At 55.5% G+C, this 22,421-nt stretch carries 20 protein-coding genes; 11 read left to right on the top strand and 9 right to left on the bottom strand.

What is annotated here, in order from left to right; all coding sequences use genetic code 11:
- Positions 1–45: 45 nt before the first annotated feature.
- Both PEL01S_RS20080 and PEL01S_RS20075 read left to right on the top strand, forming a co-directional pair.
- A complete protein-coding gene (locus PEL01S_RS20080; protein WP_063179212.1) occupies positions 46–699 on the top strand; it encodes a DsbA family oxidoreductase in 654 nt (217 codons plus the stop codon).
- A gap of 56 nt (positions 700–755) precedes the next feature.
- Entirely contained in the window at positions 756–1,388 is a 633-nt protein-coding gene (locus tag PEL01S_RS20075; RefSeq protein ID WP_127461567.1) for an NAD(P)-dependent oxidoreductase, read from the top strand.
- 32 nt (positions 1,389–1,420) lie between these two features.
- Here the strand turns inward: PEL01S_RS20075 and PEL01S_RS20070 are convergent, their stop codons facing one another.
- The 5 genes from PEL01S_RS20070 to PEL01S_RS20050 form a co-directional block, all read right to left on the bottom strand.
- Positions 1,421–2,494, bottom strand: a complete 1,074-nt coding sequence (locus PEL01S_RS20070) for a phosphotransferase (protein WP_127461566.1) — start codon at positions 2,492–2,494, stop codon at positions 1,421–1,423.
- 105 nt (positions 2,495–2,599) lie between these two features.
- Positions 2,600–3,697: a GerAB/ArcD/ProY family transporter gene (locus PEL01S_RS20065; RefSeq protein ID WP_127461565.1), complete on the bottom strand. Its 1,098-nt coding sequence runs from the start codon at positions 3,695–3,697 to the stop codon at positions 2,600–2,602.
- 15 nt (positions 3,698–3,712) lie between these two features.
- Positions 3,713–3,937 (bottom strand): hypothetical protein, encoded by a 225-nt coding sequence (locus PEL01S_RS20060; protein WP_127461564.1) that lies wholly within the window; start codon positions 3,935–3,937, stop codon positions 3,713–3,715.
- A complete protein-coding gene (locus PEL01S_RS20055) occupies positions 3,934–5,127 on the bottom strand; it encodes a Ger(x)C family spore germination protein (protein ID WP_127461563.1) in 1,194 nt (397 codons plus the stop codon). The genes PEL01S_RS20060 and PEL01S_RS20055 overlap by 4 nt, the downstream gene beginning before the upstream one ends.
- Entirely contained in the window at positions 5,124–6,728 is a 1,605-nt protein-coding gene (locus PEL01S_RS20050) for a spore germination protein (RefSeq protein ID WP_127461562.1), read from the bottom strand. The genes PEL01S_RS20055 and PEL01S_RS20050 overlap by 4 nt, the downstream gene beginning before the upstream one ends.
- A gap of 276 nt (positions 6,729–7,004) precedes the next feature.
- Here PEL01S_RS20050 and PEL01S_RS20045 point away from each other — a divergent pair, with 276 nt between their 5' ends.
- Entirely contained in the window at positions 7,005–7,445 is a 441-nt protein-coding gene (locus PEL01S_RS20045) for a MarR family winged helix-turn-helix transcriptional regulator (RefSeq protein ID WP_127461561.1), read from the top strand.
- A 9-nt stretch (positions 7,446–7,454) separates the two neighbouring features.
- A complete protein-coding gene (locus PEL01S_RS20040; protein ID WP_127461560.1) occupies positions 7,455–9,101 on the top strand; it encodes an MDR family MFS transporter in 1,647 nt (548 codons plus the stop codon).
- 229 nt (positions 9,102–9,330) lie between these two features.
- Here PEL01S_RS20040 and PEL01S_RS20030 read toward each other — a convergent pair whose 3' ends face one another.
- Together PEL01S_RS20030 and PEL01S_RS20025 are read right to left on the bottom strand one after the other, a co-directional pair.
- The gene (locus tag PEL01S_RS20030; protein WP_127461559.1) at positions 9,331–11,274 is read right to left on the bottom strand and encodes a TOMM precursor leader peptide-binding protein; all 1,944 of its coding nucleotides are present in this window, start codon (positions 11,272–11,274) and stop codon (positions 9,331–9,333) included.
- Positions 11,271–12,920, bottom strand: a complete 1,650-nt coding sequence (locus tag PEL01S_RS20025; RefSeq protein WP_239551371.1) for a bacteriocin maturation protein — start codon at positions 12,918–12,920, stop codon at positions 11,271–11,273. The genes PEL01S_RS20030 and PEL01S_RS20025 overlap by 4 nt, the downstream gene beginning before the upstream one ends.
- Positions 12,921–13,170: 250 nt before the next feature.
- Between PEL01S_RS20025 and PEL01S_RS20020 the strand changes: the two genes are divergently transcribed.
- The 6 genes from PEL01S_RS20020 to lepB all read left to right on the top strand — a co-directional run bounded on the left by PEL01S_RS20020 (position 13,171) and on the right by lepB (position 19,558).
- A complete protein-coding gene (locus PEL01S_RS20020) occupies positions 13,171–13,851 on the top strand; it encodes a response regulator transcription factor (protein WP_063179231.1) in 681 nt (226 codons plus the stop codon).
- Positions 13,848–15,224: a sensor histidine kinase gene (locus PEL01S_RS20015; RefSeq protein ID WP_127461557.1), complete on the top strand. Its 1,377-nt coding sequence runs from the start codon at positions 13,848–13,850 to the stop codon at positions 15,222–15,224. Before PEL01S_RS20020 ends, PEL01S_RS20015 begins: the two co-directional genes overlap by 4 nt.
- 84 nt (positions 15,225–15,308) lie before the next feature.
- Positions 15,309–17,504, top strand: coding sequence for an MMPL family transporter (locus tag PEL01S_RS20010; protein WP_127461556.1), 2,196 nt, complete (start codon positions 15,309–15,311; stop codon positions 17,502–17,504).
- A gap of 37 nt (positions 17,505–17,541) precedes the next feature.
- On the top strand, positions 17,542–18,003 hold the full coding sequence (locus tag PEL01S_RS20005; RefSeq protein ID WP_127461555.1) for a hypothetical protein: 462 nt from the start codon (positions 17,542–17,544) through the stop codon (positions 18,001–18,003).
- A 188-nt stretch (positions 18,004–18,191) separates the two neighbouring features.
- Positions 18,192–18,833: a GTP pyrophosphokinase gene (locus tag PEL01S_RS20000; protein ID WP_063179239.1), complete on the top strand. Its 642-nt coding sequence runs from the start codon at positions 18,192–18,194 to the stop codon at positions 18,831–18,833.
- Positions 18,834–19,003: 170 nt separating this feature from the next.
- Positions 19,004–19,558: a signal peptidase I gene (gene lepB / locus PEL01S_RS19995; RefSeq protein WP_127461554.1), complete on the top strand. Its 555-nt coding sequence runs from the start codon at positions 19,004–19,006 to the stop codon at positions 19,556–19,558.
- 93 nt (positions 19,559–19,651) lie between these two features.
- On the opposite strand, the gene PEL01S_RS19990 is transcribed toward lepB, so the two are convergent.
- Positions 19,652–20,668 (bottom strand): GNAT family N-acetyltransferase, encoded by a 1,017-nt coding sequence (locus PEL01S_RS19990; RefSeq protein ID WP_127461553.1) that lies wholly within the window; start codon positions 20,666–20,668, stop codon positions 19,652–19,654.
- A 216-nt stretch (positions 20,669–20,884) separates the two neighbouring features.
- On the opposite strand from PEL01S_RS19990, the gene PEL01S_RS19985 reads away from it, so the two are divergent.
- Positions 20,885–21,829, top strand: a complete 945-nt coding sequence (locus tag PEL01S_RS19985; RefSeq protein ID WP_063179243.1) for a TRM11 family SAM-dependent methyltransferase — start codon at positions 20,885–20,887, stop codon at positions 21,827–21,829.
- 33 nt (positions 21,830–21,862) lie between these two features.
- Here the strand turns inward: PEL01S_RS19985 and PEL01S_RS19980 are convergent, their stop codons facing one another.
- On the bottom strand, positions 21,863–22,093 hold the full coding sequence (locus PEL01S_RS19980; protein ID WP_063179245.1) for a hypothetical protein: 231 nt from the start codon (positions 22,091–22,093) through the stop codon (positions 21,863–21,865).
- Between the last annotated feature and the right edge of the window lie 328 nt (positions 22,094–22,421).

Below are 22,421 nucleotides of genomic sequence, written 5' to 3'. Positions count from 1 at the left end.
GGAAGAAGAGACTAGGAAGACCTTATTAAGGAGGTGAATTTCAATATGACCGTCAAAATTCAAGTTTATTCCGACTACGTATGTCCCTTCTGCTTTCTGGCGGAAGGACCACTGGAGCAGGCTGTACAAGGCAAGGACGTCGAGGTGGAATGGATGCCCTTCGAGCTGCGCCCAAGCCCGACCGAGCCGCTGGACCCATGGAACGACCCGCCGAAATTGAGGATGTTCGAGCAATCCATTGCTCCTTACGCGCAGCGGCTAGGGATCGATATGAAGCTGCCGCGGCTTTCCCCGCATCCTTACACGCACCTTGCGTTCGAAGGATATCAATACGCCAAGGAGCATGGCAAAGGAAACGAGTACAATCACCGGCTGTTCCGGGCCTTCTTCCAGGAGGAGCAAAATATCGGGGACCCGGACGTGCTCGCGAAGCTGGCCGGCGAAATCGGACTGGATGCCGCCGAGTACCGGGAAGCGCTGGAAACGGGGAAGTACAAGGAAGCTCATCAGCAAGCGCTGAACCATGCTTACCGGGAAGCGGGCATTACGGCCGTACCTACGTTTTTTATCGGCAATAAGGTGCTGAGAGGCATAGCAAACCGGGAGACGCTGGAGCAGGTGATCGCCGAGGAGCTGGCTGGTCAGGCTGGCAAGGCCGCCGAAGGCTTGTCATGCTCCGTGGATGGAGAATGCGATTAATCGCAATAACAATTGATCACAATAACATTTTATAACACGAAAGGATGGAGTTAACGATGAAAATTGCATTGGTTGGAGCAACGGGAACGATCGGACAGCGGATATTGGAGGAAGCCTTGAGCCGTGGACATCAAGTGACGGCGATCGTGCGCGATCCGGCTCGTGTGACGAAACAGAACGAGAACCTGAAAGCTGTAGCAGGAGACGTTTTCAATGCGGATAGTCTCGCCGCAGCGGCAGCCGGTCACGATATCGTGATTAGCGCTTACGGTCCGGCCCACGGCCAAGAGGAGAAGCTGGCCCAAGCTGCCCAAGCGTTGGTTGATGCGGCGAAAAAGGCCGGCGTTAGCCGTCTGTTGAGCGTCGGAGGTGCAGGAAGTCTGGAAGTGGCTCCGGGCGTGCAGCTGGTCGATACGCCGGAATTCCCCGCGGAATGGAAAGGAATCGCACTCGCGCACCGGGATGCGCTGGAAGTATACCACCGCTCCGAGCTTGACTGGACGAACCTGAGCCCTGCCGCATTGATCCAACCGGGAGAAAAAACCGGCCAATACCGTACGGAAGAAAACCGGCTCGTCACGGATGCCGAAGGGAACAGCCGCATCTCGGCCGAGGACTACGCCGTTGCCATGCTGGATGAGGCGGAGCGTCCGCGTTTCTCCCGCAAACGGTTTACGGTCGGCTATTAATCCGATTCCAAACAAAGGCGAACCGCAGCGATTCACATCGCAGCCGGTTCGCCTTCTTCGTTTATCCCCGCCCCCTCCAGGGGACTATGGTCTGATGCTTCCGGCGCTGAAGTTGCCCGGGCCCAACGATCCATCCAGCCAACAGCGTTCAAACGCCGGGCCCATGTTTTTGTCACTACGCGGCTCGCGTTTCGACTGCGGCCAAGCACGATGCGCTTTGCGGAAAACCAAGCCTCGCGCGGCAGCCGGAAAAAGGCGCTGATCAGCAGCCGTTCTTCGGGAAGCAGCGGTCTGAATTGTTCATATCCGCGCAGCAGCGCTTCCATGCGCTGTGGTTCGAAAAGCGCGGTATTCTGCAGCGTTCTGGCAATTTCCAGATAAATTGATCCAAGCCGTACCCGGTCCCAATCAATCAGGAACAGCCTGTCGGGCCGGATGATGACGTTCGGAAAAGTAACATCGCTGTGAATGAGGGTGGGGTGCTCATGCTCCATCAAGATGAGCCGCTGTATCTCCGGCGTCTCTATAATTCTCCAGGCCTCGTCCGCCAAGGCGATGCATTCGGCCTTATGCTTTTGAAACCATCGGCCTCGCCGTCTATCCAACCGCACGAGCTGACGGCGAAACAAGGCATCCTGCCACTTCATGGAGCCGACTTCCTTTAACGTGAAGTGGGACATTGGAAAACGGGTGGTTGGGCAGACATTGTGAAGTCCGGCCAATGCTTTTCCAAGGCTGTCATAGTCTTGTACATCGTTTTGAAGCTCCCGGCCTTTAATCCATTCCGTCAAATAGTAGGGTCTGCCTTGATAGCTGGTCCAGTAACGGCCGGATGACGTTGTCAGCCACTTCGGCAGGTGTGGGTAGCCGGCCTCCTTCAGCGTGCGGATGTGTGTGGAAATGCGTTCAATTTGCTGCTTGGGGGTGCGCCGGCCAAGGAGGCGGCTTTGGCAAAACGGCTTCAGCAGGAAGTCGCCCCGATCGGTGATTGCGCGGTAAGCGGCATTGCGTTTATAAAGCGAATGGTATGGGATGATTCGCTTGATTTGCAGTCCGTAACGGCGGGCCAGGAGACGATATCTCGTTTTGAGGGTTCGGTGAGCCACACGGGGTTCCTCCCATTCGTGATGGTATGGAGTTGGAGTCTACCCCTAGTGTATTCGGCTGCCCGTACCGCGTAACGGACAAACGCATAAATTTGCAGGAAATGTCTAGGTTTGATGCGGGTTCCGATGACGCAGCGACCGGATGAGGTCAACCGCCAAATATAAGAGCGGGATCATTTCGACAATCAGGAGGAAGGCGATCATTCCCTTCTTGCCCAATTGAGCGATATCTATCGTAGTCTCCGCCATGTACAAGGAGAAGCCAACCATCAAAGCCGTCACGGACAACGTAAACGGCTTATGGTCCGTTAGCGAGAAGGTTTGCGCAAGCGTATTCACCGCAAGGAACAGGAGCAAGCTGATTTTCACAAACAAGCTGACGAGCCATAACACGATGATCAAAGGGTCCAAATTTTCCAAAAAAGCGCCGAGCCGGATGTACCGGATCAGCTCCAGCTCGGGGTACGTCAGGTTGCCCATCAGATCGGGACCGAAAATAAGCAGCGCTGGAATAAAGTTGCTCAGGATAATGATCACCGAGGTCACGACGGCCGCCGCCAGCGAGCGCATCGTCTTGCGCTGCCGGGCGAAGTAAGGGAACAGAAACAGAATAAACGCCGTCTCCCCGTACAACGAGGCGACAAAAAGCGAACCGTCCCAAAGGCCCGGAACATTAAAATGATTCCAAAGAGCGACAGTCATGTCGGGGTCTACCTCATTATGCACGAAGAGGGGGACGATGAGGATGCCCGCAATGCTCATGAAAAATACCCCCTGCGCGCTTCGGAAAATGACCCCGATTCCCGACCGGACGGCACAGGCGATGCAAAAGGCGAAAAGTGCGGACACTGCCCAAGAGGGGGTGGTCAGCAAATAAATCTGGATCAGAAAGTCTTGCAGCTCCCGGAGCAGCACGGCCGCAGTAAACACAAAGAAAAGGGCCATGGCCAGCACGATCGGGTAGTGCAGCCATTTGCCTACAATATGTCGCCCGTACAGGACAAAATGCTCGGCGGGACGTTTCATCGCAAGCCGATAGGAGGCATAGGCCAGGGCCCAACCCAGGAAACCGCCGATCAGGATGCAGAGCCAGGTCGAATAACTGGCGATTTTCACGATGGAACCGATCCGGAAGCCCAAGATCGTGGTGAACAAATACAAGGAGAACAGCATATAAATTTGCAACTGCGTAACTTTCCCCATGCCTTGTTCCCTCCGTTACTGTTTCATAAAGAGCAGCTTTTGGATCGGTCCGAATACCGTCTCTACGACGTTGACCAGCGCCCATTTTTCCTTGAATACATAAATCGCCTCAAGGCCGAGGAACATCGCGGCCAAAGACCCAAGCACGACGAAATAAGTCCGGCGCCGCCGGTTGCGTGACGCAAGATACTTCCATTCGTATAGCAGGATGCAGCCGTATACGAGTGCGATCCCAATCATTCTGTCTCCTCCGTATGCGTGGCGGACTGCTGGACCGTTCCCAAACGTTTAATCGAGATGTTCACTTGTATGACCGGTTTCAGGCGATTCCGGTACCATTCCCTCCACTGAGGCTTCATGCTTTTCCACAGCCGCGGATAGTTCCAATCAATATATTTGGCGAATTGGAAAGCATCGGCCCGGACTTCCTTGGTTTTGGCAATTGCGCTGTTCATCCGCTGCTCTACCAGCGCATCCAGCCGCTGCTCTAATTCGGATAGCTGCTTCCGGTCCTCCGTATTCAGACGGGAGTCAGACCCCAGCATTTCTGCCGAAGCTTTCGTTGTGATATGCATGGCTATGCCATTCCCGGTTAGCACCGGTTTGATCTTGCTGTGCATCTGCTCGATCATAAAGCTGACCAGCTTCCCGTCTGTCGGAGACGGCACGCTGATTTCCGCGTCCTGCAGCTGCCCCGTGACCCACAGGGCTCCCCGCATCTCCATCGTATCGAGCGTCCCGACCATTTTGTTTTGCTTGAACACAACCGCTCCGTCAGTGCCCATCCATTTGCCGGTAGGCTTCTGCTCGTCGGCGATTTTCTTCGAAGTAAAAACTAACGAAGGCACGAGAACGTCCCCTCCGTAGTACCTGGCCATTAAAAAATCTTTCACCGTCGTTCGTAAAGTGACGTTTTGCTTAACGTATCCCGTCAAAATATCAACGGGGAACCGTTCGAATACCGCAGGGGCCGAAGCGATATCGTCGGCCTTTCCAAAAGAAACGAACACATTGGCATTGACGTGGAATTTTGGCTCCCGGGCCAAAAAGTCAAGCAGATTGGAGATGCCCTCCCGTGCGAAATCATCGCTGACGATGACGGTGCTCGCCTGTCCGAACGTAATTTTCCGGGACAGATCGGACTGAATTTTGCGGTAGGCTTCTCCGATGTCGCCCCCTGTTTTGGTGATAAAAACGTACGGCTTCCCCTTCCCGGAACCTGCTCCCACCATGCCGGGGATCATGCGGTTCGGCAAAGGAAAGCCCAGGCTCAGCTCGATGCCCTCCTTGGCCTTGCCCACGATCATGACGCGGACAAACGAACGGTCGTTAAGCTCCACAGAAGACCAGCAGCCGGTCAGCAGCACAAGGAGGCAGAGAGAGCCGGCGGCTTTCATTTTGAGGACAAGCGCGTATTTAAGCAATTTCAATCGTTGCCGCCCTCCTGCTCCGGCTTCCGCGAACGGACATTCATTCGTTCGGAGGGCCGCCCGGCCGAGATGAGCCAAGGCCTGAACTTCATCATGCGCCACGAAGTCCGGACCACCGTATCCTTCAGATCCGACGGCACAAGGGGAGCCAGCGGAGCAAGATACGGAAGCCCGAAGGAGCGCAGCGAGAGAAGATGCAGATAGACGAGAAGCAGGCCGCAAGCGATGCCGAACAAGCCGAACATCCCGGCCAGAATCATGATCGGAAAACGCAGCAGCCGGATGGCCAGCCCCAAGTCGTAATGCGGGATGATAAAAGAAGCGATGCCTGTCAGCGCGACGATGATGACCATGGCTGCAGATACGATTCCCGCTTGAACCGCAGCCGTTCCGATGATCAGCGCTCCGATGATCGAAACGGCTTGGCCGATCGATTTGGGGATACGGACCGCGGCTTCCCGAAGCGCTTCGAAGGCAATCTCCATCATGAACGCCTCGATCAGCGCCGGAAAAGGCACCACCTCCCGGGACGAAGCGACGGTGATCAAGAGCCGGGATGGGATAATTTCCGGATGAAAGGTTGTAACAGCTACGTAGGTCGAAGGCAGCAGCATCGAAACGTACAAAAACAAAAACCGGATCCACCGAATCCAGGTGGAAGCGATGTAACGCTGATAATAATCTTCGGCCGATTGCATCAGCATGAACAGGGAGACCGGCGCGAGCACGACAATGGGCGTTCCGTCCATGATCAAGGCGACCCGGCCTTCCAGCAGTGCGGCGGTGACGACATCGGGACGTTCGGTATACTGCATTTGCGGAAAAGGGGAATAAGGATTGTCCTCGATCTGTTCCTCCAAATAACTGCTTCCCAGTACTCCGTCGATCTTGATCTGTGCCAGCCGCTGCCTGACTTCGGCGATAAGCTCCGGTTTGCAGACGTCCTGCAAAAAAAGCAAGGCCACGTCCGTTTGCGTACGGGCGCCGACCTTGACCGTTTCGATCTTCAGCGCCGGCGTTTTCAATCGCCTCCGGATCAACGTGAGGTTGACTTCCAAGTTCTCGATAAACGCTTCCCGCGGCCCCCGAATCAACGCTTCGTTCGGCGCTTCTTCAATCGCCCGCTTCTCGAAGTAAGTAGCGGCGAAGTCCAACAGCAGGGGCTCGTCCTGCATGAGAAGCAGGGCATGGCCGTCCAATAAGGCCGTCAGACCTTCCGACAAGGAAAGCGTCACCGTCGGGTTCGGCATGGGCAAGCGCTTCCGCTCGAGGATATCGCGGCGGAACGCGGCCGCATCGTCGGCCTGCATAGACAGCAGGACGTTTAAAACGTTTTCCTCCAACGTTTTTTGTTCGACCATTCCCCGAATGTAAATAAGCGCACATCGTTGGTCCGGCCCGGCGGAAAACGAATGAAACACGGCGTCGGAGCAATTGTCGAGCTGGGCTTGAAACCAATGAAGACGGATGTCCAGGTCAGCGCAGCCATCGAGCGGCAGGGGAGGCTCGGGGCTCTCTTGAGGAGCCTCATGGGAAGGCGAATCGGACGTCTGGCCGGGAAGCTTAAGACTTCGGTTTCGAATTCGAGAAAATAACGGCATCGTCCTACCTCTCCCTCGGATTGGAATGCGCACCTCTAAAATTTTTGTTACATTTGATATTTTTATTCCTTAATTCGGGGAGGAAGGAAGGAGTAGGGGGGAGAAGGTTATCCAATTTTTCCAGCAGCTTCAAAAATATTTCACAAACGATTGCCTTTGGTGTATAATAAGTAAATATTTTAATTGTTTATTAGTAAATTATTTTGTGATTTAATGGTTTTACTTTGAAAGCACCTTCTTTGGAAGGCATCTTTTGACACGAGAGGAGTGATTTTCATGAATGAGGAGCATCAATTAAAAACCGAACTGGCCCGCACGTTCCGGAAGGTCGTCAAAGAAATGTCGTACCTGTGGAGCCGGCATATCGACAAATCGCTTTCGATGGCCCAGTTTATGGTGCTCCGGCAGCTGCGCGGAGGGCCGCAAAAGGTATCCGACTTGGCTGAAGCGCTGGAGCTGACATCCGGGGCGATTACCGCCAAGGCCGATAAATTGGTAGAGAAGGGGTATGCTAAGCGGTATCGAGGGGAAGACGACCGGCGGGTTGTTTATTTGGAAATAACGGAACGGGGCTTGAGCGAGCTAAGGCAGCTCGGAGAGCAGCAGACGGAGCTGGTCGAATCGTTGTTCGCCGGTTTGTCGGAGGAGGAGATCCGGGAGCATCTCCGATTCTTTAACCGGATGCTGAACAACATGGAACATTTGGGAGAGGAGTAAGAAGGTAACGTGGAACATTTATCGTATAAACGCAAAATCACGATTATGATCGCCATTATCGCGGCGATGTTCTTTTCGGCCATTAACCAGACGATCGTCGGAACGGCTCTGCCGCGGATTATCGCCAAGCTTGGCGGGATGGACTACTATACATGGGTCATCACGATTTATTTGCTTACCTCGACAATCGCGACGGTGCTGGTCGGCAAGCTGTCCGATATTTACGGGCGGAAGCCGTTTATTCTTACGGGGATCGTCTTATTTATGATTGGCGCCCTTATGGCAGGGACGTCTGCGGATATTTTTCAACTGATTACGTACCGCGGTATTCAGGGGCTGGGCGCCGGGATCATCATGGCAACGGCATTTACTGCCGTCGGCGACTTGTTCGCTCCCCGCGAGCGCGGGAAATGGTCCGGGATCATGATGTCGGTGTTCGGGTTCGCAAGTGTCGTCGGTCCTGCGCTTGGCGGCTATATCGTCGATCATTTGGAGTGGCACTGGGTATTTTGGATTTTCCTGCCTCTCGGTATTGTCGCTTTCATCATGATTCTGACGATGTTCCCGAAGGTGGAGCGCAAGCCGGCGGAATCGATCGATTATTTCGGCTCGCTGTTCCTTACGTTGACGATCGTGCCGATGCTGCTCGCGTTCTCGTGGGCTGGCACGAAGTATGCCTGGGGCTCGCCGCAAATTATCGGCTTGTTTGCCTGTACATTGGCGGCGCTGGTTATTTTCCTATGGATCGAGAGCCGAGTGAACAGTCCGGTGCTGCCGCTCTCGTTATTCAAAAACGGGATTGTGACGATCTCGAACGTTATCGGGTTTATCATGAACGCCGGGATGATGGGAGCGCTCATGTATACGCCGTTCTTCGTTCAGGGCGTGATGGGCATTTCGCCGACCTACTCCGGTTATGTGACGATGCCGATGTCTATCGGCATGGTCGTCACCAGCTCGATCAGCGGGCAATTAATCACGAAGACGGGCAAATACAAGCGGATTGCGATTATCGGGCTTGCCATTATGGTTATCGGAATGATGATCATGCATTACATGAATACGATCTCGGTGACGGTGCTCAGCATGGTCGTGTTCGGCTTCGGTCTGGGGCTTGGGATGCCGGTCTTCTCCTTGACCGTTCAGAATGCCGTATCGCCGAAGGATCTTGGCGTCGCCACGGCTTCCTCGCAGCTGTTCCGCAGCTTGGGCGGCACGATCGGTATTGCCGTCATGGGAACGGTCATGTCGACGGGTATGACGAACAAGCTGCAGGAAATTCTGGCCAGCGGGCGGGGCGTCGACTTGAGCAAGCTTGATCCGAAGGTGGCCGAGAAGCTCGCCGCGTTCCACAATCCGCAGATGCTGCTTGATCAGCCGAAGCTGGCGCAGATTCAGGCAGCCCTGCCGCCGGAGCTGCAGACGGTGTTCAGCCAGATGATCGACTCGCTTCGCGAGGCGCTCAGTTACTCGCTGGCCAATGTGTTTTTGGCGGGGACTGCGCTGCTGGTGGTCGCGCTTGTGCTGACGTTCTTCTTGAAGGAAATTCCGCTACGTACCGGAAGCGGCGGCCAAGGGCCGAAGCCGCAGGAAGCTGCGGAAACGGACCGCGAACCGGCGCCCCGACTCCGCGGCAAGCAGCCGGCGAACGGGTAAAACCATACACGGGCTTGGACCATGAGCTTGGTCCGGGTCCGTTTTTTTGGTTTAATCGAGCAGACATAAACAATTTCTATCGAATTCGATAAATTCCATCACATCAGCTTCAGCTCTTTGATAAAGTCGACAAACGCTTTAATCAACGAAATATGCAAGGGCTCCTTCCGGTAAATCATCCACGATTTTCGCAAAAGCGGCTCCCCGTGCTTCGTCCTCAATTGAAGGCCTAATGAAACGGATGCGGGTGCGGATTGAGCTGTCCAATCGATAACAATTGCTTGGTATATCCGAGTTCCTTCGGCACCTTCAATACTCTTTCAAGGCCTGCCAAGCGAGTAAAGTTATGTCCGAACGTCATCGGCAGCATACCCGGAATCAATACTTTCGCGCAATACAATCCGTTTCGTACCGTTTCCGGCGTTGACTGGTCGATAACAATGACATCAAGATTCAAGTGCCGTAACTTTTGCAAAATATCCTTCAAATCGTCGGTTAAATCCGCATGCCCCGTCTTTCGCTCGAATTCTTCGTCGAATGTTCGGAGCGGACGATGCTCATCCAGCAAAAAACGCAGGCGTTCCTCGGCTTGAGGCGCACAGTACAGCAGGGGATGATCCTCCATCTCCGTCACCAAGGAAGGATCGCTGTACATTCGGATGATCTCTTCGCGGTTCGTCTCAAAGGTTGTGCCCAAGTAATGTATCAGGCCGTCCAGCTCATGAATCGCGCTTTTAGCAGCCCGTAACGGGTCCAAATGAGCTGCAGCCGCGCAGAAGACATTTGCTCCCGTTGGGTTCCTGTTTTTCGCCAGCGCCCAAATGCTCGGAATCCCGCTCTCCATCGTCGAATTAAACAAATATATATCGTATCCGGCTACTGCCCGCAAACGGTCAATCATGAGCCGCAATTCTCTGTCTCCAGCGGAATAAGGATCAAGGCGCGGGATAGGCAGGCGCGCGTACCAGGTCATCAGGAACGAATCACGTTCCGCCACTTCCAAAATACCGTATAAAATGGCTTCTTCCAAGCTCCCGCCCAGGGCGCAGCCATTGGAGGTTTCAATAACATAACGATCTCCGGTATCCACGCAGTAATAAGCAAGTGATTCCGGAACCAGAATGGGGCGTTCTTGCAAAAACGAATAGCCCCATACCCAATCGATCGGACGGTCGGGATCAAACGGCTTGAGCGGAAAATCCGGCAGCGCATACTGCTCCTCCGTATGGACTCCGACCGTAACAGGGTCAAGCGCTTGCTCCGCCAATTTGCGGTAATTGTCGTGCACTACGGTCCGTTTGCCGCGGGGCAGCATGCCGCAATACCGTTCCAAGCCCTCCAGAATCGCGGTACGCTCGCTTTCTGCATAAGAATGAGTCCGGCCGGCTGACAATATATCTTTTCCGATCAACACCGGAAGATTTACCATCACATTAGCGAATGCCGATTCGAGATTGGCCGTTTTCCCGTTCAGCAAGCCGGTTCGGTCATCCAGGTAATGGATGGTCAATACTTCTTTCAATTCCTCCAACGATCTGCAACGGTAACGGTTGGCGTCTGTCTTCAGATTCGGCCGCAATAAGATGCGGGCCGCCTCGGAAGAATCATCGGGCAGCCGGCCGCAAATCTCACAGAACGGGTCGGGAAGAAAAGAGTGGAGCGAGCTCTTCAACGTTTTCAGATCGATTAAGAATATCCGGCCTTCCAAGAGGGACTCCCTCCCCCGCAGTACTTTCCGCGCTTCCGCCGCAATCAGGCACGCCATCTGGAAGAGCGCCAGACGCGAAACCGGCGCGCCGCTCGGCTTTTCCCCCTGCAGGAGAAGTTTCAGCCGTTCCGGGATGGCCTCGCTGCCGTGTCCGGCCATTTGTCTCCTGCTCACCGCACACTGGGCACATCCGGGTATACCCGGGCGTACCAACGGCCCCACGATGCCCTTGTCATACGAAATAAAACCGCCTAGCCAAGGGAGGCCGGAGCTTTGCAGAACCTCTTCGGCCATCCGATACTCGGAAGGACGCCAGTCATCGTACAGCAACAAAGCCAATTGCGCCGTTTGCGGTACGTCTTCATCGAAGCGGGCCAGGCGAATGATCTCGTATTGGTTAACCAATTCTCTGTATACGAAGTCGGAGAGCAGCCCCTCTCCAATTACTGTAATAAGCTTTTTCACAGGGCATCCTCCTCTCGTACAAGCACGCCAACGACCCCGCCCAGCCCCTCTCTCAAAAACGGTTCCATCGCCATGTCGAAGATCAAAAGCCGCTTACGGTTCCGTTTCAAAGCCTGCAGAGAAAGCTGTAGAATCTCCGCTTGCGCGCTTCTTTCCCCCGTTGGAATCACAAGGCTCGACGAAGCCTTTTCTTCCAAATGTACGGAAGGGGCCTCTACCCCTTGCGCAACGAGACTAGTGGACTCGTTTTGCGCTCTCAACAATGCCCGCTGCAGCGACAGCCGCAGGGCCCATGTCGTATTCAAGCCCGCACAACCGTACCAACAGCCGTTAGCGCCGACCCAGAACACAGGAAAACCGAAGCGTTCCTCGCCCAGCCCAATCACCGGTGTTCCTTGCATTTCGGTTAATGCCTGCAAGTAATATCGGCAGCGCTCATCCTCCATTTCGCCAAGCTTCGCCGGAATAACGGAAGGCTTCTGACCTGCCGATACCTGCCTTGCCAAATCTTCCTCCAGCCATTGTTGCAAACCGCGGCAAACGGCTTCATCGATCGTTTCCCCTGCTCCGATTCCCACATGTTCCTGCGGTCCGATTTTATGGTAATCAGAGCTTTGATTCGAGGCGGGAGTCGTAAGAGCTCGGGTTGCCAATCTTGAGACATACGCTTCGATCCCGGACAATCCCGCTTCCCGCCGGGCCTCGCCATGAGTAAAACCCGCACACGCCATTTCAGGGAGCAGGTCAGCCGGACCATCCGATAGCGGGTCAACCGGCTGAACAAGGCACTGGAAAAGCGGAAGCTGCCCCTGTTCTCCCTCCTCCCAAGTGTGAAAAATCCCCGATACCGCCGATGTCAATCCGCTGAAGAAAGAAAACAGCCCGTTCGATGCATTCCTGCCCGTGCTCCGTCCGATTTGTTCATGCAGATTTTGAATCTGTTTTATGGGACGATGTCCGGTAACAAGCGGATGGGGGATAAACGAATAATAGCTTCCTTCCAACGTCCGCAGATCAAGACAAAAAATTTGATCCTTCAATTCCGGTTTGGCCGCTCCAGTAACCGCTTTTGCCAAATCAAATGCGATCACATTCGCGAGCAACGCCCCAGCCTCGGAAGAAAAAGGTTGCGAGTGAGCATCCTTAATAAGAGCGCATTGATGAATGCGCCGCCAGGACGATTCCCAACACCCCTCCGAATCCGGATGTACCAACGGACCCGCCAAACCCACTTGCCCCGCACGGATGGCGGGAAGAAACGCTTTCTTCTCTTCCCTGCAAGCCGCATGAAGAACTTGAAGTTCTTCGATACGGCTTTTCTGGGAAACAAACAAGACGGCATCGTACGGCCGAACCGTCTCCCTCCACGGACTCTCCGCGTTTTTCGGAAAGTCGATCTCCTTTGCCGAGGCTTCGGGATGCGCCGCACGGGCTTGCTCAACGCATTCCGCAAGCCGCTGCCGATGGGCAGCCGCGGAGTCTGTAAGCAAAACGTCGAACTTGGATAATCCGGATTCGAACAAAGCTGTAACTAACGAGAGCAGAAACGATCCGGAACCGACCGCCAAAATTTTGACCTGACGTGCAGACTGGAAAGGGGAAAGAAACGTATTTTCTTGCACTTTTGGATTTATAGAAGGAGCCAAGCCTCGAACCCTCCCTCCTGTATTGTCCATTCATTATATTCATCATGAGATTGTAACTGTGATAACAAAAACGAAATCATAAGCAGCGCAGAGGAAACGGCGTCAAATCTATACCCTCAGTCATCGCTCTTCTCCACGCGTTTGAAAACGGAAGGCAAATCGGGCATGATGAGAGTGAAACGATCCGTCAAACGATTCGCAGCCATTGGCGGATTGACGGAACGTATTTCCCATCGGCAGGTGAATCGACTTGAGAGTACATATATTGGTGGCGGATGACGACGCGCATATTCGCGAGCTGCTCCGCTTTTTTCTAAGCCGGGAAGGCTATGTCGTCTACGAAGCGGACAATGGGCTGGCCGCCGCGGAGCTGATGGAGCGCGAACAGATCCATCTGGCGGTCGTAGACATTATGATGCCCGGCAAGGACGGCTGGGAGCTGTGCCACGATATTCGCGGGCACTATGACATTCCCGTCATTCTCCTGACGGCCAAAGGCGAAGTCGAGGACAAGGAAAAAGGCTTCTTGTCGGGAACCGACGATTACGTCGTGAAGCCGTTCGAGCCAAAGGAGCTGCTGTTTCGGATCAAGGCGCTGCTGCGGCGGTACCAGATGGTGTCGTCGGCGAAAATCCGGTTAAACGGGACGGTCATTGATCGCAGCAGCTACGAGATCCGGGTCGGCGGCCGGACGATGACGCTCCCGCTCAAAGAATTCGAGCTGCTGTGCCAGCTGGCCAGCTATCCGGGGCGTATTTTTACCCGGGAGCAGCTGGTGCAGCTCATCTGGGGCCCCGACTTCGAAGGCGACAGCCGGACCATCGACGTTCATGTGAAACGGCTGCGGGAGCGGTTTTCTCCGGTGACGGACGATTTTGTCATCACAACGGTGCGCGGCTTGGGATACAAGCTAGAGGTGAAGGGCGAATGAAGACGCTGTATGTGCGGATCGTCGCAACGTATATTTTGATCGCCATGGTTAGCGGCGTGTTTGCCCTGCTGGTAGCTAACGTGTATTACCGGACCCAGATCCGGGAATATAACGAACAGAAGATCATGAAGGTCGCCAAAGAAATCCGGACGCTGTTCGAGCGGATGCCGGATACCGATCCGGACGGCTATTTTCGCAGCATCGCACAGTTGGGCTTTCAAATGTACCTTGCGGACGGCAAGGGGCCGGGCGTCTTCTACGGCGAGCCGTTCCGGCATACGCAGAGCGCGCCGGATCAAATCCGCCGCGTGCTGGACGGCGAAATCTACCGCGGCATCACGGAGGAGCCCCGCCTGCTGACGATTACAGGCTTTTTTGAAAGCAGCCTGCGCAACACGGTCGGCATCCCGATCGATATCCGGGGGGAACGCCACGCGCTGTTTTTGCGGCCGGCCCTGGAGCAGCAGATCGGGGAGGTCCGTCTGCTCATGGCGGTGCTGCTCGCGGCGACGTTTGTATTCAGCATGCTGCTCATCGTCGTCTGTACGCGGTATATCGTCAAGCCGGTCAAAGCGCTGACGGAGGCGACCACCCGCATTGTGGGAGGAAATTACGAGATTGGGCTCGACGTTGCGCGCGCCGACGAAATCGGCAACCTGGCGCGCCACTTCGCGCATATGGCCGAAGCGCTCCGCCAGCTCGACAGCATGCGGCAGGAATTCGTCGCCAACGTCTCCCATGAAATCCAGTCCCCGTTAACGTCGATCCAGGGCTTCGCCCAAGCGATCCAGTCAGGGGAATTGCCGCCCGAGATAGCGCAGCGGTATTTGCACATTATCGAGGAGGAGAGCAGACGGCTTTCGTCGCTCAGCAAGCAGCTGCTGACGCTCGCCGCTTTGGACAAAGAAACGGGCGTTATCAAGAAAACGAGCTTCCGCTTGGACGAGCAGCTTCGGCAGGCGGTGCTCGTGACGGAATGGCAGTGGATGGAAAAAGGCATCGTCGTCGAGCTGGATCTTCCGGAGATCGTCGTCCATGCCGACCGCGATCTGATGCATCAGGTATGGCTTAATTTGATAACGAACGCTATCAAATTTTCGGATTCCGGCGACGTGCTGACTATCGGCATTTCGGTGGAGGAAGACATCATCGTTCGGGTTTCCGATACGGGTATGGGTATTCCTGAGTCCGAGCTGCTTCATATTTTCGACCGCTTCTACAAAGCGGACAAAGCAAGAACCCGTTCCCGCTCCGGCAGCGGTCTGGGACTCGCCATTGTCAAAAAAATCGTCGAGCTCCACGAAGGTACGATCGACGTACACAGCCGCGTCTCCGAAGGAACGGTATTCACCGTCCGGCTGCCCCGTTTATAAATCGTAATCTCTCATTCATCTTCCATTCATATTTCTGTCCTAGAATCCGAAGTGAGATCGAGGACAGGAGGTTGAATTGAAAAAATGCTTCGCGCTTTGCATACATTTTCCTCATGGGTAAGCAGCCCCAAAGGGGCCAAAAGCATCGTCGCCGGCTGGCTTCTGCTTGTCGTTGTGCTGGCCGCGGCGGCGCCGTCCGCCAAAAAATTCGCCATCAGCAGCGGAGAAGGAAGCGTCAAAGAAAATACGCCGTCTGCGGCGGCCCAGCAAATTATGGACGAGCAGTTTCCGTCCGCCGATGGCTTAACCGCCCTGCTGGTGCTGCACGGGAAGCAGGCGATTACCGCGGAGGAGCGGGCCAACATCCGCCAGCTCAGCGAATGGCTCGCCTCCGATAGTAAGCCGCAGCACGTCACCGGAGCGCTGCCGTTCCACCGGCTTCCCGAAGCGGCGCAGGACCGGCTGTTCTCGGAGGACCGCAAGACGCTGCTCCTGAACGTAACGCTGGAGAAGGGGCTGGAGTCGGACCGGATCTACGATACATTGAAGCAGATCCGGGAGCAGGCCGGGAAGCTCGGCCTTGGGGAGCTGCAGCTTGAAATGACGGGGCCGGCCGGTATTGCCGCAGATACAATAGCGCTGTTCAAAAATGCCGATTTCGTGCTCATGCTCGCGACGGTCGGATTAATTCTCGTCATTTTGCTGCTCATTTACCGTTCGCCGCTGCTCGCGGTGCTTCCGCTGGTCATCTCGGGCGTCGTATACGAGGCCGTGGACCGGGTATTGGGGCTGTCCGCCAAGAACGGCTGGCTCGTCGTGGATAAGCAGGCGCTGTCCATTATGATGATTTTGCTGTTCGCGGTCTTAACGGACTACTGCTTGTTCGTGTTCTCCCGTTACCGGGAGCAGCTCGGCAAGGTCGGCTCGAAGCACGACGCCATGCGCCTGGCGATGAATCAGGTGGCGGAGCCGATTCTGTTCAGCGGCGGAACGGTGCTCGTTGCCATGCTTGTGCTGTTCGCGGCCGTCTTTAAGCCGTATCACTATTTTGCGCCGGTATTTGCCGTGGCCATGGTCGTCATTTTGCTGAGCGGACTGACGCTGATTCCAGCCGTCTTCACGCTGGTCGGGCGCAAAGCGTTCTGGCCCTTCGTTCCGAAGCTGGAAGAGCGGGAAACCCGGCCTGCGGGCCTATGGGCCAAGGCGGGCTCGCTGGTCGCCAGACGCCCCGGCATGACAGCGGGCATCCTCACCGTGCTGCTGCTGTTCGCTTCGTTCAATATCGGCGGCATGAAATATTCGTTCAATCTGCTGAAGTCGTTCCCGGATACGGCGTCCTCCCGGCAAGGGTTCGAGCTGCTGGAGCAGTCGTATCCGCCGGGCCAATTGGCGCCGGTTACGGTCATCCTGCAGTCCGATCGTCCGCTGACGGAGGAGCCGCAGTTCCGGGAGAAGCTGACCTCGCTGACCGGCTTGCTCGCCAAGCAGACGGGCGTGGGGCCCAAGCCGGACACGGCGCGAGGTGAATGGCCTGCGAACGCGTTGTCGCAGGATAAGAAGTCCGTCCGGCTGCAGCTGCTTGTGAAGGGCAACCCGTACGATCCCGCGGCGCTGGATGCACTGAACGCGTGGCGGGGGAATAGCGAGACGATGCTGAAGGACAGCGGCTTCGATCCGCTGCGCGATTCGCTGCATTTTGCCGGTCAAACCGCGCAGCAGCTTGATGTCAGAGCGATGAACGAGCGGGATACACTTGTCCTGTTTTCGCTGATCGGATTGCTGATTACTGTCATGCTCGGGTTTCAGACCCGCTCCTTGCTGATGCCGGTGTACATGATGCTGACGATTCTGCTGTCTTACGCGGCAACGATGGGGCTCGGCTGGGCCATCGCACATGGCTTGCTTGGGTATGACGCGATCAGCTACCGGCTGCCGGTCTATACGTTCGTTTTCCTCGTCGCGCTGGGTGTTGATTACAACATCATGCTCGTCTCCCGGGTGAAGGAAGAGGCGCGCAAGACGGGCTGGAGCGAAGCGGTCAGCCGCGGCGTATCGCTGACGGGCGGGGTGATCTCCTCCGCGGGCCTCATTCTCGCGGCGACCTTCGGAGTGCTGATGACCCAGCCGCTGCAGGAGCTGTTTCTGTTCGGGCTGACGATGACGATCGGGATCTTGATCGATACGTTCCTCGTCCGCGGGCTGCTGCTGCCCTCGATTATGGTGCTAACCGGGAAACGGAAGCCGTCGAGTGCACAGAGCCCGCAGGTTCACTCATCCTAGACTAGACGACGATAAATGAATTGAAGGAGGTATCTTCATGTTCGGCTTTCTGTTGTTTTTGCACCTGACCGGCTTGTCCCTATGGATCGGCTCGGGCCTGACGGCGGTCGTCATGCTGCCGCTGTTTAACCAAAGACCCGGTTCCGTGGAGCTGCGCGCCTTGGCCCGCAAAACGCTTCGCGTAATCAGCACAATCGCTCATCCGAGCGCGCTTATCGTTCTGATCTCGGGCGTCGTCATGATCGTCCAAATGAATATTCCTGCGCAAAGCAAGCCGCTATGGCTGCAGGTCATGGAAAAAGGCGGCGGGATGGTCATCCTGCTCGCGGTCATTCTGACCGGTATCCTCGGCAGCCGGTTGAAGAAGCGGCTGAACGCCGAGAACGGGCAAGGGACAGGGGCGGCCGCCCCGGCCCGCATCGGCGGCTATGTAGCCGCGACGGCCGGCTTCATGACGCTAACGCTGGCTGTTATGCTGATCGTCAGCTTGAAGCTTTAACAGGTACCCTCCGGGAGACGGCTCCACGCCGTCTGCCGGAGGTTTTTGCCGTTTGCGGGCCATCGGACAGGGCGGAGTTTTGTCCACATTATTTTCACAAAATTGCTTCGAGCGCCATAATTTTTTATGATAAAAGAGGACTCCATTAGGTGGTCTAATCTAATACTTAATTGACGAGGGACCAGACTATGATCGATAAATTGAAAGCGGCCGGCGAATGGAAAGAGATGTTCCTGCCTTACAAGTTTGCGATGGAGCAGTTGAGCACGACGATCCGGCATATTAACGAAGAGGCCATGCACGTTTACAACTACAACCCGATCGAGCATATCAAGACCCGGATCAAATCGCCCGAGAGCATCATTAACAAGCTGCAGCGCAAAGGGCTGCCGATCAGCCTTGTCGCAGCGCGAGACCATTTGAACGATATTATCGGCGTTCGGATTATTTGCTCGTTTTTGAGCGACATTTACGATCTGTACGAGATTCTGAACAACCGGCACGACATGAAGATCATCGAATGCAAGGACTATATCCGCAATCCGAAGCCGAACGGGTATCAGAGCCTGCATCTGATCGTCGAAGTTCCGGTACTGCTCTCCAAGGGTACGCAGCTGGTCAAAGCCGAAATCCAGCTGCGCACGCTGGGGATGGATTTTTGGGCCAGCCTGGAGCATAAAATTTTTTACAAGTACAACAAGGATATTCCGGACCGCCTAAAGCAGGAGCTGCTGTCTGCCGCTCACCTAACCGTCGAGCTGGATGCGAAAATGAAAGCGATCAGCGACGAAATCGGACACTTGGATTCGCCTTACGCAAGGATTCAGTAAATCGGCACGCAAACCGGGCTGTACGGCTGGAGAAAGACAGGACGCCAGGGTCTTGTTTTTCTTCGCGGTAAAGAGAAAGCGCTATACGCTGCGTCAAAAAATTTGCATTTTCAAAACATTTCCAGCATAATGGCAAATAATAATACATATAGGGAGGTAACGGCCGCCTGATGAAAGCACTCAAAGAACTTGGAAACTGGATTGGCGCATTCTCCATGGCTTTTGTCCTGTCCTTGGTCATCGGCATCTTTATTTTCCAGCCTTACAAGGTCGAAGGGCATTCTATGGAACCTACTTTGCAGAACGATCAGAGGATCTACGTTTCGAAATTATCCCATACCTTTTCTTATTTGCCGGAGTACGGCGATATCGTCGTGATCGACAGTCGGGTTAACCGGGAACGAACGTTGACGGACAGCATCGTGGAGAATCCCATGGTGCAATACTTCAGAGGGAACACGGACGAGCACGTTTTTTATGTCAAAAGAGTCATCGGCAAACCGGGCGACGTTCTGGAGTTCAAGGAAAATCAAGTTTACCGGAATGGGGAAGCGCTGAAGGAGCCTTACATGAAAGAGGCTATGATGTTTAGCTCGAACCGGAAGTGGACGGTTCCTGACAAGCACATTTTTGTGATGGGGGATAATCGGAACAACAGCAGCGACAGCCGAAACATCGGCTATATTCCTCTGGATCACGTGATGGGAATTATGAAGTTCCCGTAAGCAAGGGAAGAGAACTCTCTGTGAATACGGAACTTTATGAAAAATTGGCCTTGCGTATGCCTTTATGCGCAGGGCCAATTTTTTTTGTCCAATCTAATTCCGGGCCGCGATCCGCGCCACATCCCGCAGCTTGGCGGTTAACCGGTAATTCCCCCGCAGCGGCTCATAGCCCAAGCTGCGATTGATCCGGAGCATGGGCGCGTTCATGGAATCGTTGTCCGTGCGGATATAGGCGGCATTCCGTTCCTTGGCCAAGAGCATGGCTTTGATCTTCAAGCCCTGCGCAATTTTGCGCCCGCGGTAAGCCCGCTTCACGCCTGTGTACTCGTGGTACATCCCGTTGGTCAGCTGATTGTGAAGCACGTTGGTTACTCCGACATAGTTGTCGCCGTCCGCTGCAATGATCACTTGCTCCGGTGCGTAGCCTTCGGCCATAAGGTACCATTTCCGCCATTCCTGAATGCCGGGAACCTCTCCCGTATACCCCGGAATGTCTACCAGCGTCTCCTTGTACAGTTCGTACAGCTTCCGCTCGCTCTCCTCGCCGGGCTCGTCCGCCAGCGTCAGGAACCGCAAACCTTCGCTCTCCAGCAGCTTGAGCGTTTCAGCCTCGCGCAGGCGAATCGGATCAACCCGATCCAGCTTCAGCACCGATTGAAAAGCGTGCCGTTCGACCGTGAACCCCCGGCGCTCGGCAAATTGCAGCGCATCCGGGTGATCGTCCCAGACGTCCGTGACGAGGGTCGTTGCTCCGAGAGCGGTTCCCCAATCGATGACATGCTCGAGCAGCAGCTGACCGGCTCCTTGCTGGCGGTGTTCTCCGGCTACAATAAGCGTGTTACTGAGATGCCCCGGCTCTGTCCATGGCGCCCGCCAAGACCAGACGTATCCGACAATGACATCTTGTTCCGTAACGGCAACGCGCCGTGTGCGGTCATAACCGGCAAGCAGACCGTTCTCATCGAGATACGTATGGCCGACCGTATAGAGCTTGGCATCGTCCTCCTCCAGCCTTTGGGCCGTACAAGGCTCCGACCAGCAGGTATTCAACAGTGCCGCTATCGCTTCGTAATCATCCGGCAGCCGCAAGGGCCGCAGTTCAATGGACATTCCGTCACCTCTTCTTTATGTTCAGTCGATCGACTATGGAACTTATTATGCAATGAAGCGCTTACGGTAAGGAATGGAAAATTTGGTTATAGTGAATTGGGCGTGAAATCTATCTGGATCGGGATCGGCCTTTTTCGGTTTGAATACGGCCGCTCCCTTTGATAAGATTACAACCAGACTCGAAGGCTTGCGCAAAAAATAAGGGGAGACCTGTCCATGAAATTGTCCGGTACGAGACCGGTGTCATACTTGTATACTTATGCTTGTCACGAGGACGAGGCGGAGCTGTGCGCGCTTGAGCTGCGCACGCTGCTTGGCGCGGAAGCGCGGGACGGCTGGCTGGAGAGTCCGACAGACGTCGATCCGAGCCGCAGCCCGTTCGTCAAGCAGCGCGTCGATGTGCTGTGCGAGGCTGACAGCCTGCAGGAGCTCGGGGAGCTGGCTCGGATGCTGGAGCTGGACGGCGGCTCGTTCAAGGTCGTCTTTGTCAAGGCCGGCTGCTATGCCGCGTACGAGGACCAGCGAGCCATGGAGCGGGAGCTCGGCGCGCGCATCCGCGGCCGGGCCGACATGCGCCGGCCGGACTGGCTGCTCGGCTTCGCCTGCACCGGCGAAGGGCGCTGGGTGCTCGGCCCCTGCCGGCAGAACGAAGCGGTCTGGCTGAAGCACAGCCGGAAGCCGCATAATTATTCCACCGCCCTCAGCACGCGGGTCGCCCGGGCGGTAGCCAACCTTGCCGTGCCACAGCCTGCCGGCATCCGGGCGATCGATCCGTGCTGCGGCATCGGCACGGTGCTGATCGAGGCGCTCTCGATGGGGATCGACATCGTCGGCTCCGACATCAATCCGCTTGCGGTCCGCGGCGCCCGCGCGAACCTCGCTCACTTCGGGCTGCCGGACGTCGTCCGCGTGGCGGATATCGGCGACGTGAGCGGCCGGTACGATGCCGCCGTCCTCGACCTGCCGTACAACCTGTGCTCGGTCATTTCGCCGGAAGAACAGCTTCGCCTGCTCGGGAACGTCCGGCGGCTGGCGGAGCGGGCCGTTATCGTGTCCACCGAACCGGTGGAGACGCTCGCCGGGCAGGCCGGGTTCGCCGTTCTGGACCGATGCGTTGTGCGCAAAGGCTCGTTTTCCCGGCACATCGTCATATGCTGCTAAGCGTGGACCTGCCCAGGGTCGGCGCTTTTTTCTTCAGTTAGCCAAACGGATCGGCAAAGAAGCGGCGGAGCCGTATGCGGACGAGGAGCTCAGGAAGCGGAGAACACCCGAGGTGCAGAGCGATTTGTACGCAGTGGGGCGTATCAAGAACACCCCGGGCAGCCGCCTTATGCGGATACGGAAACGTTTCGATTGGAATTGGACAACACGCTGCTGAGATTGCAAAATGCAGCAGGCGCTAATCAGGAGCTGGAGTTTAAGCATCGCGAATTCCTCCCGTTTCGTGAGTAGCAGGTAATACGGACGAACGTAAGGATTTCACGGGCCGCATCCGGCTGACGGGAAAAGCATTGACTTTAACGTTTTGGGCGGCATATACTCAAGAAAACTTTTCATAGCCAAGCTTCTTCAGCGGCTTTATCGTTAAGGCTGAGAAGACTCCCTCTTCGATAAGGGGGAGATGAATCAGCATCTCTTGTGTATGAATGCGAACATAAGTTCTATAATTATCGTAAAATCACCAAAGGAGGTGAATCCCGCATGTTGCATCATAAAGCTTTTCGCTTTCGCATCCACCCTACGGAGGAGCAAA

Origin of the sequence: Paenibacillus elgii NBRC 100335, assembly GCF_004000865.1 — a bacterium.
In the GTDB taxonomy this organism is placed as follows: Bacteria; Bacillota; Bacilli; order Paenibacillales; family NBRC-103111; genus Paenibacillus_G; species Paenibacillus_G elgii.
The sequence above is the reverse complement of the archived record's forward strand: the minus strand, read 5'-3'. Positions and strand labels throughout refer to the sequence as shown.